At 49.1% G+C, this 13,908-nt stretch carries 13 protein-coding genes and 1 pseudogene; 3 read left to right on the top strand and 11 right to left on the bottom strand.

Annotated features, from left to right (window positions below; all coding sequences use genetic code 11):
- Positions 1–7 precede the first annotated feature (7 nt).
- The 3 genes and pseudogenes from ydcS to hicB form a co-directional block, all read right to left on the bottom strand.
- Entirely contained in the window at positions 8–1,153 is a 1,146-nt protein-coding gene (gene ydcS, locus C4F37_RS16980; RefSeq protein WP_000047434.1) for a putative ABC transporter substrate-binding protein YdcS, read from the bottom strand.
- A 244-nt stretch (positions 1,154–1,397) separates the two neighbouring features.
- Positions 1,398–2,804 (bottom strand): aminotransferase-like domain-containing protein, encoded by a 1,407-nt coding sequence (locus tag C4F37_RS16985; protein WP_000760639.1) that lies wholly within the window; start codon positions 2,802–2,804, stop codon positions 1,398–1,400.
- 78 nt (positions 2,805–2,882) lie between these two features.
- Positions 2,883–3,119, bottom strand: a pseudogene (gene hicB, locus C4F37_RS16990) (type II toxin-antitoxin system antitoxin HicB); the annotation flags it as partial.
- A 178-nt stretch (positions 3,120–3,297) separates the two neighbouring features.
- On the opposite strand from hicB, the gene C4F37_RS16995 reads away from it, so the two are divergent.
- On the top strand, positions 3,298–3,528 hold the full coding sequence (locus C4F37_RS16995; RefSeq protein WP_000491567.1) for a DUF2554 family protein: 231 nt from the start codon (positions 3,298–3,300) through the stop codon (positions 3,526–3,528).
- 91 nt (positions 3,529–3,619) lie between these two features.
- Here C4F37_RS16995 and rlhA read toward each other — a convergent pair whose 3' ends face one another.
- Positions 3,620–5,581 (bottom strand): 23S rRNA 5-hydroxycytidine C2501 synthase, encoded by a 1,962-nt coding sequence (gene rlhA / locus C4F37_RS17000; RefSeq protein WP_001350247.1) that lies wholly within the window; start codon positions 5,579–5,581, stop codon positions 3,620–3,622.
- A 72-nt stretch (positions 5,582–5,653) separates the two neighbouring features.
- Positions 5,654–6,190 carry a DNA-binding transcriptional regulator SutR gene (gene sutR, locus C4F37_RS17005; RefSeq protein WP_000429165.1) on the bottom strand — a complete coding sequence of 179 codons (537 nt, stop codon included), beginning with the start codon at positions 6,188–6,190 and terminating at the stop codon, positions 5,654–5,656.
- Positions 6,191–6,263: 73 nt separating this feature from the next.
- On the opposite strand from sutR, the gene ydcO reads away from it, so the two are divergent.
- Positions 6,264–7,454, top strand: coding sequence for a BenE family transporter YdcO (gene ydcO, locus C4F37_RS17010; RefSeq protein ID WP_224148734.1), 1,191 nt, complete (start codon positions 6,264–6,266; stop codon positions 7,452–7,454).
- Positions 7,455–7,488: 34 nt separating this feature from the next.
- Here the strand turns inward: ydcO and C4F37_RS17015 are convergent, their stop codons facing one another.
- The 3 genes from C4F37_RS17015 to tehA all read right to left on the bottom strand — a co-directional run bounded on the left by C4F37_RS17015 (position 7,489) and on the right by tehA (position 10,042).
- The gene (locus tag C4F37_RS17015; RefSeq protein ID WP_001261013.1) at positions 7,489–8,157 is read right to left on the bottom strand and encodes a DUF3313 domain-containing protein; all 669 of its coding nucleotides are present in this window, start codon (positions 8,155–8,157) and stop codon (positions 7,489–7,491) included.
- Between the two features lie 302 nt (positions 8,158–8,459).
- Positions 8,460–9,053 (bottom strand): tellurite resistance methyltransferase TehB, encoded by a 594-nt coding sequence (gene tehB, locus C4F37_RS17020; protein ID WP_001538737.1) that lies wholly within the window; start codon positions 9,051–9,053, stop codon positions 8,460–8,462.
- Positions 9,050–10,042: a dicarboxylate transporter/tellurite-resistance protein TehA gene (gene tehA, locus C4F37_RS17025; RefSeq protein WP_001298119.1), complete on the bottom strand. Its 993-nt coding sequence runs from the start codon at positions 10,040–10,042 to the stop codon at positions 9,050–9,052. Before tehA ends, tehB begins: the two co-directional genes overlap by 4 nt.
- Positions 10,043–10,165: 123 nt before the next feature.
- Between tehA and ydcK the strand changes: the two genes are divergently transcribed.
- Positions 10,166–11,146, top strand: coding sequence for a YdcK family protein (ydcK, locus tag C4F37_RS17030; protein ID WP_001538735.1), 981 nt, complete (start codon positions 10,166–10,168; stop codon positions 11,144–11,146).
- Here ydcK and rimL read toward each other — a convergent pair.
- The 3 genes from rimL to opgD all read right to left on the bottom strand — a co-directional run bounded on the left by rimL (position 11,138) and on the right by opgD (position 13,759).
- Positions 11,138–11,677, bottom strand: coding sequence for a 50S ribosomal protein L7/L12-serine acetyltransferase (gene rimL / locus C4F37_RS17035; protein ID WP_001298095.1), 540 nt, complete (start codon positions 11,675–11,677; stop codon positions 11,138–11,140). The genes ydcK and rimL overlap by 9 nt on opposite strands.
- A gap of 62 nt (positions 11,678–11,739) precedes the next feature.
- Positions 11,740–11,964, bottom strand: a complete 225-nt coding sequence (locus C4F37_RS17040; protein WP_001296056.1) for a YdcH family protein — start codon at positions 11,962–11,964, stop codon at positions 11,740–11,742.
- 139 nt (positions 11,965–12,103) lie between these two features.
- Positions 12,104–13,759, bottom strand: coding sequence for a glucan biosynthesis protein OpgD (gene opgD, locus C4F37_RS17050; RefSeq protein ID WP_000375944.1), 1,656 nt, complete (start codon positions 13,757–13,759; stop codon positions 12,104–12,106).
- Between the last annotated feature and the right edge of the window lie 149 nt (positions 13,760–13,908).

Genomic DNA, 13,908 nt, shown 5'->3' on the forward strand with positions numbered 1-13,908 from the left:
AGCGAAGTTAGCGACCGCCCATAATGGCAATGTAATCCTGCGTCCAGCGACTGTAGGGAACAAACTTGCCCCCTTCTGCTATAGGCGTTTTCCAGAAGGCGATTTTATCGAAATAGTTAAAACCGTTTGTTTCACAACCTTTCTCGCCTAATAACGGACTGGCTTTACACCCTTGCGGCACTACTGGTAACGAGCCAAACCAGGCCGCCACATCGCCCTGCACTTTTGGGGTTAATGACCAGTTCATCCATTTGTAGGCGCAAACCGGATGTTTCGCTTCGCTATGTAGCATGGTGGTGTCAGCCCAACCGGTAACGCCCTCCTTCGGGAAAACGGTAGCGACAGGCTGGCCTTCGGCTTTCAGGGCGTTGGCCTGATAGGGCCATGCACTGGAAGCAACCACACCCTCGTTTTTGAAATCGCTCATTTGCACGGTAGTGTCATGCCAGTAGCGATGGATCAAATTATGTTGATCGCGCAGCACTTTCAGCACCGCCTGATACTGTTCTTCGGTGAGTTGATACGGATCACTGATGCCCAACTGTGGCTGCGTGGCTTTGACGAACAACGCGGCATCCGCAATGTAGATAGGGCCATCATAAGCCTGTACCCGGCCTTTATTGCTCTTGCCGTCCGGCAGATTCTGCTCAACAAAAACCACTTGCCAGCTATCCGGCGGCGTCGGGAAGGTTTTAGTGTTGTACATCAGCAGGTTCGGCCCCCATTGGTAAGGTGTGCCGTAAACTTTGCCACCAACGTTAAACCAGTCGCCTTTAACCACGCGCGGATCGAGCGCTTTCCAGTTGGGAATCAAGGCGGTATTAATTGGCTGCACGCGTTTGCCCATAATCAAACGCAGCGAGGCATCGCCGGATGCCGTAACCAGATCGTAACCCCCTTTGGCCATCAGACTGACCATTTCATCGGAAGTCGCGGCGGTTTTAACATTCACCGCGCAGCCTGTCTCTTTTTCGAATTGCGTTACCCAGTCGTACTGTTTATCAGTTTGTCCGCGTTCGATGTATCCCGGCCAGGCGATAATATCCAGTCGCCCTTCCGGATTCTCTAAATTGGTAGGCGGTTCGGCGGCGTGAGCGGTCATTATTGTCATGCTGAGCGCACACAGGCTGCTGCGGGCAAATGTCTTGCTCATAAGGTCTTACTCCTGTCGTAATTAATTGTTCAGCCGCCGTGCCGTAAAAATATCTCCTTGTTTAACCATAGACGGCAGCTTGCAGGCACACCTTCGGCCCTGAGAAAATTTAATCAGGTTGTGAGCTACCGCGCATTATGCCGTCTGTAAGGTTATCTTCTGGAGTATAGACAAGGAGTTAGAATATATGACTGCTATTCGAAATTCATATTACCCAACCTGAGAGGAATTAAATTAAACGCTATTACAGCCGTTCTTGAATAAGTTTGCCTAATTGTTTTACCGCCTGTTCTTCACGTTCTCCCCACTGCCACGCGGTATTAAAACGAAAAAAACGTGACCAGTTTTCACCGGTAGAAAACATATTACCCGGCGCAATACTGATATGATGCGTCAGTGCCACCAGGCTTAATTCTCCTGCATCTAACGGCTCGGGGAGCTCCAGCCAGAGAAAATAACCGCTGTCATTGTGATGAATTTTGACTTCCGCAGGCAGATAACGCAGCAAAGCCTGCCAGGCGCGTTGTTTACGTTCCGCAAGCTGGCGACGCAGGCGACGAAGATGAGCATCGTATCGGCGAGTAGAAAGGTAATCCACCAGCGCAAGCTGCATCGGTGAGCTGGTGGAAAGCGTACTCATCAACTGCAAGCGTTGAATTTTACGTGCATGTTTTCCGGCGGCGACCCAACCAATACGAAAACCAGGCACCAGACATTTCGAAAACGAAGAGCAATGCAAAACACCATCGTGGCGATCCCACGCTTTCGCAGGCAGCGGTTTTTCCCGTCCAAAATAAAGTTCGCTATAAACGTCATCTTCAATCAGCGTTACGTTGTACTGATTGAGCAACGCTACCAGCCGCACTTTTTTCTGCGGCGTTAAGGTAAATCCAAGTGGGTTCTGGCTATTAGTCATCAGCCAGCACGCTTTCACCGGATACTCCTGCAACGCCAGTTCCAGCGCCTGAAGATCGATCCCTTCTTTAATATCCGTCGCTACCGATAACGCCTTCAGCCGTAACCGCTCCAGCGCCTGCAACGCGCCGTAGAAACAAGGATTCTCTACTATCACCCAATCGCCCGGTTCAGTTACCGCTTGCAAACTGAGGTTTAATGCCTCTAACGCCCCGGCGGTAATGACAATTTCATCAGGAGAAATGGTGATGCCCTGTAAGGCATAGCGACGAGCAATAGCCTGACGCAGTTCTGCGTTTCCTGGCGGTAAGTTTTCAATCACGCTCATCGCCGTGGCGGTTTTGCTTACCTGCGCCAGCGAGCGGTTTAGTTGTTGGAGGGGGAAAAGTCGCGGGTCGGGAAAGGCCGAGGCAAACGGAACTACCGACGGATCACGACTGGCCTGCAACATATCAAAAATATAGGTGTTGATATCGACGGCTTCATCTCGTGTGACTGGAATGACTGTCGCTTTCGGCATTTTTATTGCCTGTGGCGCAACGTAATAACCCGATTGCGGTCGCGCGATAATATATCCCTGACTTTCGAGCAACTGATAGGCATGGCTGACAGTCATAAAGCTCATGCCAGAAAGCGCCACCTGGTCACGCAACGAAGGCAAACGATCGCCGGGTTGCCAGATACCCGACGCAATCTGCTCGCGTAATTGTTCTGCAAGCTGCTGGTATTTTTTCATTATCGAATCGTTATTATGTGCAGGTGATTCGGCAGTCTATATCAGTTGTTAAAAATGACAACTTTTCATTAACTGTTATCAAACCATCACCAGCGATAACTCTTTGCCTAGCGCATTAGCCGCGAGCTGGACGGCGTCGATTTTTGTCGCATGGTGCAAATTAAATAGGCGAGTAATCTCCTGTTTATGTTTGCCAATTCGCCTGGCTAACTCTTGCTGAGTGATTTCTGACTGTAAAAAAGCATTTAACAGCAATACCTTAGAGGCGACGCTCAAAGGCACTTCAATAAAGTGATCGTGACTATTTAATGGCGAAGTTTACCTCCGTGTGTAATGTGCTCGAAAATAGCACTAAATCGCCGCAACGGCAGAATGCAATGCAAAATCAGGAAGGAAGATTCCAGAATTTCTTTGCTCTAATTTGCAAAACTGAATAATAACCTCAAGAAACGATCGGCATCATAGCGGCAAAAGGTTAGAAAAAGGTGGCGGGATGTTTTCGAAGGCGTTATCGGTTGTCTTATTAACGTGTGCACTGTTCTCAGGACAACTCATGGCAGGGCACAAAGGACATGAATTTATGTGGGTAAAGAATGTGGATCATCAGCTGCGTCATGAAGCGGACAGCGATGAATTGCGTGCTGTGGCGGAAGAGTCGGCGGAAGGTTTGCGCGAGCATTTTTACTGGCAAAAATCGCGCAAACCAGAAGCGGGACAGCGTTGAGTCGTGTGTTGCCGGATGCGGCATGACGCCTTACCCGGCAGGCAATATCATGCAGATTTGATGAGTGGTGAGTAACCCGAAAACTGGCGTTTTACCCTTTTCGCTTCGGCAATGTTTTCAGCAGATCATCCGGACTTACGGATGCCACTACGCTTCCCGGTAACGGCATTTTCAGTATGTGATTTTTGATTTTGCCAATGACGTGCATCTCGCATGGGCGGCAATCAAACTTTAGCGTTAATACTTCATCGCCGTTAACCAGTTGCATTGGCGTCGCCTTCCAGCTTTTGATATTGCCTTTCGCCTGTTTCGGGCACAGATTGAAGGCAAAGCGCAGACAATGCTTGGTGATCATCACCGGGACTTCGCCCTTCTCTTCATGTGCCTCATACGCCGCGTCAATCAGTTGCACACCATAGCGATGATAAAATTCACGCGCTTTCTGGTTGTATACGTTCGCGAGGAAACTCAGATGCGTTTGCGGATAAACCGGCGCAGGATCAGCAACCGGTTTACGGCTGCCGCGCTGGTAACTGGCAAGACGCGCAGCATCAAGCATATCGGCGGCTTCACGGCGGAACTGGTTTAACAGACTGTTTGGTACAAACAGCGCGCCAGGCAAATTAATTTGCACATTGCGGGCGTAATAGATGGTTTGCCCCAGTTTTGCCAGACCATCCTTCAGATTGTTCATTGCTTTTTCGGCGTTATTGGCTTCGTCGAACTGCCCGTCCAGCGTATGTGTGATGCTGACACCCTCTTCACTGGTGAGGGTCAGAATCAGTTGTTCCTGCCAGCCGCCCAGTTCAATGTCTACCGCCACCCGGCGTTCGCTGGAGGTTTTTGTCAGTGCCTGCTGCCAGTTATGATCAAGATTTCGGTTTAGTGGGTGATGCGGGCGAATTTTGTGCAAATCTGCTGGCATTTCATTGGGCCAGACGCGGTACTGATTTTCTCCGGTTTTCTCTACCGTATTGGCACGAAAACCGACGACTTCACGTTTAATCATCACGTTCAGGCCATCGCCATTTGCCAGTGGCTCGGTAACGGCAACATCGAGATGATCTTTCGCTACTTTCAATACTTCGCCCACCGGCAGGCCGATAAATTTCGGCGAATCGAACGCGCCAATATCGCCTTTACGGGCATTCACAAAATAATCTGTGCTACCACGGTGGAAAGTCTTTTCCGTCGATGGAACAAAGAAATGTTCAGTACGACCTGATGAAGCGCGCGCCAGATCGCCACGTTCTTCAATAATGGCATCCAGCATCTGACGATAATGGGCGGTGATATTCTTCACGTAGCTCATATCTTTGTAACGCCCTTCAATCTTGAAGGAGCGTACGCCAGCATCAATCAGCGCGCCGAGGTTGGCAGTCTGATCGTTATCTTTCATCGACAGCAGATGTTTTTCATAGGAAACCACACGCCCCTGATCGTCTTTCAATGTGTATGGCAAACGGCACGCCTGCGAGCAATCGCCACGGTTGGCGCTACGCCCTGTTTGCGCATGAGAAATGTAGCACTGACCCGAATAGGCCACGCACAATGCGCCATGAATAAAGAATTCAATGGTCGCGTCCGTAGCCTGGTGAATCGCGCGGATCTGCTCAAGATTCAGCTCTCGCGCCAGCACAATCTGCGTGAAGCCAACATCAGAGAGGAACTTCGCTTTTTCTACTGTACGAATATCGCACTGCGTACTGGCGTGCAGTTCAATCGGCGGAATATCAAGTTCCAGAATCCCCATATCCTGAACAATCAGCGCATCGACACCGGTCTGGTAGAGGTCAGTAATCAGCCGTTGCGCGGGTTCCAGCTCATCATCATGCAAAATGGTGTTAAGCGTGACGAAAATTTTTGCACCATAACGATGGGCAAACGGCACCAACTCGGCAATATCTTTCAGGCTATTACTGGCATTATGACGGGCACCAAAACCAGGGCCGCCGATATAAACAGCATCGGCACCGTGCAAAATAGCTTCGCGGGCAATGGCGGCATCGCGTGCCGGGCTTAACAGTTCAAGACGATGAGAAGATACGGTCACTTTCTTATCCAGTAGCTGAAAAATGGCGGCTATTTTAGCCACAAGCGCGACGTTGCGAAATAGTTTTCCCGCTTAACTGCGCGGGTAATGGATGAGGGAATGAAAATGTACGGTTTGCTCCCCACCATTACGATAGACATGCGTGACGTCTGCAGCAAATCGAACGCCTTCCCCACAATTAAGGCTCTGCCATTCACCATCAACACACAGATCAAGTTGTCCATCAATGACGAAGACATGTTCGATTACCCCCTTTTCATGGGGCGTCGATTCGCTTATTGCACCGGGTGCCATCTGAATCGAGAAGTGTTCAAAGCAGAGTTGTGGATCATAAGGAAACAGCGAAGTGATCACCATCGCCTGCCGTTGTGGATCATAAACTGAAGGTGTAGAGGACTGCGGCGGAGAAATAAATGTTGAAAATGGCACGTTCAACCCGGTGGCAATTTTCCATAATGTCGCGACCGTCGGGCTGGATTCATTACGCTCAATCTGCCCTAACATCGCTTTAGAAACGCCCGTCGCTTCTGCCAGTCGCGAAAGACTCCAGCCGCGCTGCTGACGTAGTTGTTTAAGTGTGGTGGATAAAAAGCGAGCGAGATTTTCCATGCGACTCCTCCGGCAAAACGGAAGTTTATCACTTGTGCGTTATAACGGACAAATGCTACGTTAGCCGTACGTTATAACGCACGAGGTGACTATGCGTCTGTTTTCTATTCCTCCACCCACGCTACTGGCGGGGTTTCTGGCGGTATTAATTGGCTACGCCAGTTCAGCGGCAATAATCTGGCAAGCAGCGATTGTCGCCGGAGCCACCACTGCACAAATCTCTGGCTGGATGACGGCGCTGGGGCTGGCAATGGGCGTCAGTACGCTGACTCTGACATTATGGTATCGCGTACCTGTTCTCACCGCATGGTCAACGCCTGGCGCGGCTTTGTTGGTCACCGGATTACAGGGACTAACACTTAACGAAGCCATCGGCGTTTTTATTGTCACCAACGTGTTAATAGTCCTCTGCGGCATAACGGGACTCTTTGCTCGTCTGATGCGCATTATTCCGCACTCGCTTGCGGCGGCAATGCTTGCCGGGATTTTATTACGTTTTGGTTTACAGGCGTTTGCCAGTCTGGATGGTCAATTTACGTTGTGTGGCAGTATGTTGCTGGCATGGCTGGCAACCAGGGCCGTTGCGCCGCGCTATGCGGTAATTGCCGCGATGATTATTGGGATCGTGATCGTTATCGCGCAAGGTGACGTTGTCACAACTGATGTTGTCTTTAAACCCGTTCTCCCCACTTATATTCCCCCTGATTTTTCGTTTGCTCACAGTCTGAGCGTTGCACTCCCCCTTTTTCTGGTGACGATGGCATCGCAAAACGCACCGGGTATCGCAGCAATGAAAGCAGCCGGGTATTCGGCTCCTGTTTCGCCGTTGATTGTGTTTACTGGATTGCTGGCGCTTGTTTTTTCCCCTTTCGGCGTTTATTCCGTCGGTATTGCGGCAATCACCGCGGCTATTTGCCAAAGCCCGGAAGCGCATCCGGATAAAGATCAACGTTGGCTGGCCGCTGCCGTTGCCGGCATTTTTTATTTGATCGCAGGTCTGTTTGGTAGTGCCATTACCGGGATGATGGCTGCCCTGCCCGTAAGTTGGATCCAGATGCTGGCAGGTCTTGCGCTGTTGAGTACCATTGGCGGCAGTTTGTATCAGGCGCTGCATAATGAGCGTGAGCGCGACGCGGCGGTGGTGGCATTTCTGGTAACGGCAAGTGGATTGACGCTGTTCGGGATTGGTTCTGCGTTTTGGGGATTAATTGCCGGAGGCGTTTGTTACGTGGTGTTGAATTTAATCGCTGACAGAAACCGATAATAAAAAGCGCCATCTAACGATGGCGCGTCTGGAACTACTTTTTGTTAACGTCAAACATGGTGGCATCGGTCGCCATGTCATCAATAACTTGTTTAATATTTTCGAAAGCCATTGGCGTACTTTCGTTATTCAGGTCTTTACCTTCGCCCTGACGAACGACCTTGATAACCGGTTTATTAGTCGCTGCATCAATCAGCTCACCTTCAAAATACAAGCGAGTATCCATGGTACGGTGGCCTGTAGCCATTTGCGTCCCCGCAACCACTAATGCAACAGGAACCACTTCATAGAATTGCAGCCCTTCTTTACTGGTATCTACACCGGTAATGGCCCCACGGAAAATCAGACTACGCGGCCCAGCGGTGGTAACCAGTGGTTTACGCTGCGCTATCGCTTCTTTCATTTCGGTGTTGGTATAGTTCAAAATTTTATCCAGAACTTTCTGCCCTACCTGGGTAGAAGGTTTCGGTACCGGATAATAAGTGATTGGGTTCCAGACGATGCTGTCATATTTGCTTTGATCAAAACTCGGGTCTACCCAACGTAAAACAGGTTTACCTGTTGCCGAGGTTGTTTCTTTTAAATCAGAGTAATTGTTTAAAAAACCAGAATATTTATCTGGCTGGGTGATTTTAGAGGCACAACCAGACAGAGCCAACAAGCCGCATAAAGCTGCAACTTTCGCAAATGATGTGGTACGCATGAATAGTTTCCTGAGATGATTATATTACTTTCTAAGTTATAGCAAAAAGCGCCGCTTCGTGTTGTGGCAAAAAAAGTGTTGGTGAAAATAAATTTTTTAGCCCCTTTTCAGACGACATAGTCAATGCCGAAAAAGGGGCTAAGTCAATCATCAGTAGTTAAATTTCAGTAAGTTAAGCGGCTAAAAAACTTCGACTACTGTGATTAATTTCACATCCCTTCGATAAAAAATATGCTTACCGAAAAGAAGAACAGTAAACCATCTCAGCGTGGGGAATTTTCACGCGCTTTGTTCTTACCGGATCATTTTTTACGTGCCAGCATCGTGGCGAAACGCAGTTTAATACGATTACCGTTGGCGTCGGTGCGGTGCAGCTCGCCGACGTCTTCATTGTATTTCACCCTCTCCCAGCCTTCGTAATATCGACGTAATTCCCCCTCTTTGAAGGCAAACGGGAAGCCGACGGTACATGGATAATCAGCGGTATCCATCGCCGCCACAATCAGGTTGTAACCGCCAGGTTTAGTGCAACGTTGCATATTGGCAATCAGCCCTGGGATGGTTTTAGCCTCAAGGAACATCAGCACCACAGTCGAAAGAATAAAATCGTACTGTCCATCAAATGTGAGGTTATTCAGATCAACGACCCGGGTGTGTAAATTATCCAGATTTTCAATGGACTTAATGCGCTCGACGTTGGCGATACTCATGGTATTTTTATCCCATGCGTCAACATCATAACCATTGGCTGCCAGGTAAAGACTGTTACGACCATTGCCACAGCCCAGATCCAGCGTTTTACCCGGTTTAACCACTTTCACCGCTTCCAGCACTTCAGAGTGTGTGCGGGTTAATTCATATTTATCAGTAAAATAGTTTTCATCACGAATGATCATTCTTTGTCCTCTGCTTTCATTAAAACGGCGCGCTCGGTTCTGACTAACAATTTTCCCTGCATCAGAAGCGCAAAAGTACGGATGAGCAGTATTGCAATAATAAAATTGGTAAAGATAAACAGCGGCACCGCCAGCGTATGGAAAAATCCATTATCGCTGCCACTCCCCAGATGCAAACCGGTGGTTGCCAGTGCAGATACACCGAACGAGAAACTCCAGAATGAAGCATTAAATGGCTGGGAGAGATACCATGGCATCAGACGTAGCATAAACAGCAGTTGCAGCAGTCCATAACCGAAAAGCATTTTCGCCAGCGTGTCACCCTCGCCGCCGTTGACGCTCAGCCAGGCACTACAGGCCACCAGCGCAGGAGCGAGCTGAATGCCGAGTGATGTCCGCAGTGCCGTGGGTAATTCTCCCGAACTGCGCAGACGCTGCAAGATCACCGGTTCCAGGCTTAGCCATGAGAAAACGCCTGCGCCTAAAAACACCAGACCGGCGTCGGTGTAGCCCAACGCACCACAGGCCATTGCGCTGATAAAGTTGTTGGCAACTGTCGGCAGATACAGTCCAGGCGTGGTAGCTTCTTCAGGGTGAGATCCGCGCCATAATCCCGCAGTTTGCCAGGCGGCATAAGCCAACTGAACCACGACACCAAAACTGAACAGGCACACCGCCAGTGGGCGAAACCACGGAACAAAACCAATCGCCACCAGCATCGTCGTTGCCGGAAACAAACTCACAAAACTGCTCAGCACTGGATGGCGCACTTCTGCCAGCACGCTATGCGGAAAGCGTATGAGTCGGGTAATAAATGCGCCAGTCAATAATCCCCAGATGATCATCGCCAGAATCACCAGCCCATCCCCCAACCAGTGGCTGACCTGCCAAACCTGGCTGGCATAGCGCCAGGCAAATCCCATCCCTATCGTCCCCAACACAATACCAAAGTAGCCTGCCGGCAAATTGAGCACTTTATCGCTCTGCATCTTCTTACTCATTTTGTTTAATTTATAAAGTATATTTGAAATGCATTTTATGGAATTTTCTCGAGCATAGCCAGAGCCGCAGAATTTGCTACGGTTATAGTAAGTCACCTGTGGGAAAACGCTATGCGTAAATATCGTCTAAGTGAAGAACAGCGAGCCTTTAGTTATCAGGAAGATGGCACTAAAAAAAGTGTGTTATTACGGCAAATTATCGCCATGAGCGATTTTAACGATGTGATAGCAGGAAGCGCTGGCGGCTGGATCGATCGCGAAACGGTGTTAGCACAGGAAGGAAATTGCTGGATTTACGACCAGAATGCTATTGCGTTCGGCGGAACGGTGATTTCCGGGAATACGCGTATCACCGGCACCAGCGTGCTGTGGGGAGAGGTTTACGCAACGGATAATGTCTGGATCGATAATAGTGAAATCAGCCAGGGGGCATATATAAGTGACAGCGTCACCATTAGTGACTCATTAGTTTGCGGTCAATGTAGAATATTTGGTCACGCCTTAATTGATCAACATTCTATGATCGTCGCCGCACAAGGCTTAACGCCCGACCATCAACTCCTGCTACAAATTTATGATCGCGCGAGGGTTAGCGCCTCGCGTATTGTCCACCAGGCACAAATTTATGGCGATGCCGTCGTCCGGTATGCTTTTATTGAACATCGCGCCGAAGTTTTTGATTTTGCCAGTATTGAAGGTAATGAAGAGAACAACGTCTGGCTATGCGATTGCGCTAAAGTTTACGGTCACGCACAGGTGAAAGCTGGCATAGAAGAAGATGCCATTCCGACGATTCATTACAGTTCACAGGTGGCGGAATATGCCATTGTGGAAGGTAATTGTGTGTTAAAACATCATGTCTTGATTGGCGGAAATGCCGTGGTACGTGGCGGACCGATTCTGCTCGACGAGCACGTTGTCATACAAGGTGAGAGCCGTATTACTGGTGCGGTGATAATTGAAAACCATGTGGAGTTAACCGACCACGCCGTCGTTGAAGCCTTTGATGGCGACACGATTCATGTCCGTGGTCCAAAAGTCATTAACGGCGAGGAGCGCATTACTCGAACGCCGTTGGCAGGGTTATTGTGAATCGATAATACGCGCGTATAAGTTCACATCATCATAGGCATCATTCAGGAACTCAGCCTGTTTCAGGCAACCTTCAAGGATAAAACCATTGCGCAAAGCGACCTGGTTGCTTTGCGCATTGTCCACCCGACATTTGATCACGAAGCGTCTAAGTTCACCAGACTGAGCGTAATGATGAATCAATGCCTGCAGCGCCTGAGAAATGATCCCCTGCCCCTGATGAGATTCGTCGAGCCAGTAGCCGATTTCAGCGGTTTTATTCAGTGGTTCAATACGATTAAAAGAGATAACGCCGATAAGTTCATCTTCTTTGAAAATCATGAACATTTTGGCATAGCCGCGTTGATGCAACATCACATTACCCTGCACCGTTTTTCGCGTGTCCTCTTCACTTTGAACAAACTGCGGCCAGTTTAGCGACTGCTGTAACCAGGTTTTATTTTTACAGATTAACTGATAAAGAGGTGTGACATGACTTTCCGCAACAGCATGTAATTCAAGTGATTCGCTTACTTTTATCGTTTCAGTCATCTTATCTCCAGTCAATCCATGCAGCTGTTAAAAAAGCCGCCTGGCTGGCGGCTTAGGAAAGTTTACACCTCTTTGACGCTCACCTGCTGCAGGATTTTGAGCATCTCATCTTTTAACTGTAGCTTTTGTTTTTTCATGCGGACCACTTCCGCATTGTACCCTCGACCGTCGGAACCTTCCTTTCTGGCAATTTCATGATCAAGTTTATTGTGTTTATCGAACAAGGACATAAAGCGAGGATTTTCGTTTTTCAGACGGGATATTAAATCTCGGTATTCTGGAAACATACGCACTCCCTGTTAGTGGCTGACAAGGTGTATCTGAAATACACACCATCAGATTACTCATTTAACTTAGGGAAAAATGCGAGCGGGATCGTGTTTAACCAGACGGCACCTCCCGAAGAAGATGCCGAAGAAAAAACGATTAACTCATCACGCGGTCATCAACATACTGACGTTTATCCGGCGCTGGCGGGAAATACTGATACAGCCATGTTTCACTGATAGCGTCGCCCTGACAACGCAGATACATCCGCATATCGACCGGATCAGTGGAGTCCGAAGTCGGATACCAGTCAAACTGAATACGATAACCATCAATGGGTTCAATATAGAGAATTTCGATTTGTTTCGCTTCCCCACTGGAAAGCGTAATCACCGGCTCAATGCCTTTTGGCGCGGCAGCTTTCAGATCACCACCAACGAAATCGACGGCAAAACGTCGCGCCCATTTTTCGGGATAGTGTTCACCTGGCGCCCAACCTTCCGGGAAACCGCCCATGCCGGTACGCGTCGCCATAACGCGCGCTAATGGGCAATGAACAGGCGGTTGCGCACTCCAGTACAGACGATACTGGAATGCAAACTCATCACCCGCTTTTACCGCTTTTTCTGGCTGCCAGAAGCAGACAATGTTATCCAGCGTTTCGCCCGTTGTTGGGATTTCCATCAGGCCGATGGTGCCCTTACCCCACTTGTTACGCGGTTCCACCCACAGACTTGGGCGTTTGTTATACCAGCCCATAATGTCCTGATAATGGGAGAAATCACGATCCAGTTGCAATAAACCAAACCCTTTCGGGTTGTTGTCGGTGTAAGCATTGAACTGCAATTTTTGCGGATTGTTCAGCGGACGGCAAATCCACTCGCCGTTGCCCCGCCACATGGACAGACGATCAGAGTCATGGATTTGCGGATGAATGGTGTCGCACATCCGACGTTCATTAGTACCGCAGCTGAACATACTGGTCATCGGTGCAATGCCCAGCTGTTTAATGTCTTTGCGCGCATACAGGTGATTTTCCACATCCATAATCACCTGATTTTTCTCACAATGGATAGTGAACTTATAGGCACCAGTAATGCTGGCGCTATCGAGCAACGCATAAACGGTAAAGGTGGTTGCCCCTGGTTTTACCGTATCAAACCAGAAGGCGGTAAAGTCGGGGAACTCTTCTTTGCTGTCGGTGTAAGTGTCGATCGCCAGGCCGCGGGCCGACAAACCGTATTGATATGTGTCATCAACGGCGCGGAAATAACTCGCGCCGAGGAATGATACTACATCACGGCGCGCCAGTTCGGGGGCTTTAAACACGCGAAAACCGGCAAAACCGAGATCGCTTTGCCCTTCTAATTGTTTGGTATCCACACCCGCATCGTTGTATTTGAACAACTCCGGGCGAAAGTGAATTTCACGCGCCAGATGTGTTGCTGGATCTACAGAAAACATACGAACGCGGCGACGGAATCCCATTCCCATATGGAAAAACTGAGCGTCCAGTTGACGGTTTTCAACGTTATGCCAGAGCGATTTTTCGGCGTCGTATTGAATACTGTTATAAGCCTGCGGCGTCATTGTCGCCAGAGTATCAGGTAACGGACGTGGTGCACCACGCCATGCTGTTTGCGCTAAGTCGTGCGCCATTGACTGTAGAATGGAGAAGTCAAAACGCTGGGTTTGCCCGTCGGCAATATCAGAATCGGCCGCGAATGCCGCCTGAGAAAAAAGAGAAGCAATGCCGCTGGTACCGCACACGGCGGCCATAGCCATTGAACCTTTAATAAATCGTCTACGATCCATACCTGAAAGTGAGTCCTTCTGGTGTTGTGAATGGTCCCGCGCTGGTCATTTTCAGCGGCAAGAAAGTGCTTATTTATGACCGCTCACTCTAGACAATATTTATTAATAATCCAATTGTTGAAATCAGAGAATATGCATAAATTGGCATT

Origin of the sequence: Escherichia sp. R1, assembly GCF_003000935.1 — a bacterium.
Taxonomy (GTDB): domain Bacteria; phylum Pseudomonadota; class Gammaproteobacteria; order Enterobacterales; family Enterobacteriaceae; genus Escherichia; species Escherichia coli.

What these genes read in the sequence shown, in the direction of transcription:
- ydcS (WP_000047434.1), bottom strand. Translation starts at nt 1,153, where the DNA reads ATGAGCAAGACATTTGCCCGCAGCAGCCTGTGTGCGCTCAGCATGACA.
- C4F37_RS16985 (WP_000760639.1), bottom strand. Translation starts at nt 2,804, where the DNA reads ATGAAAAAATACCAGCAGCTTGCAGAACAATTACGCGAGCAGATTGCG.
- C4F37_RS16995 (WP_000491567.1), top strand. Translation starts at nt 3,298, where the DNA reads ATGTTTTCGAAGGCGTTATCGGTTGTCTTATTAACGTGTGCACTGTTC.
- sutR (WP_000429165.1), bottom strand. Translation starts at nt 6,190, where the DNA reads ATGGAAAATCTCGCTCGCTTTTTATCCACCACACTTAAACAACTACGT.
- C4F37_RS17015 (WP_001261013.1), bottom strand. Translation starts at nt 8,157, where the DNA reads ATGCGTACCACATCATTTGCGAAAGTTGCAGCTTTATGCGGCTTGTTG.
- tehB (WP_001538737.1), bottom strand. Translation starts at nt 9,053, where the DNA reads ATGATCATTCGTGATGAAAACTATTTTACTGATAAATATGAATTAACC.
- tehA (WP_001298119.1), bottom strand. Translation starts at nt 10,042, where the DNA reads ATGCAGAGCGATAAAGTGCTCAATTTGCCGGCAGGCTACTTTGGTATT.
- ydcK (WP_001538735.1), top strand. Translation starts at nt 10,166, where the DNA reads ATGCGTAAATATCGTCTAAGTGAAGAACAGCGAGCCTTTAGTTATCAG.
- rimL (WP_001298095.1), bottom strand. Translation starts at nt 11,677, where the DNA reads ATGACTGAAACGATAAAAGTAAGCGAATCACTTGAATTACATGCTGTT.
- C4F37_RS17040 (WP_001296056.1), bottom strand. Translation starts at nt 11,964, where the DNA reads ATGTTTCCAGAATACCGAGATTTAATATCCCGTCTGAAAAACGAAAAT.
- opgD (WP_000375944.1), bottom strand. Translation starts at nt 13,759, where the DNA reads ATGGATCGTAGACGATTTATTAAAGGTTCAATGGCTATGGCCGCCGTG.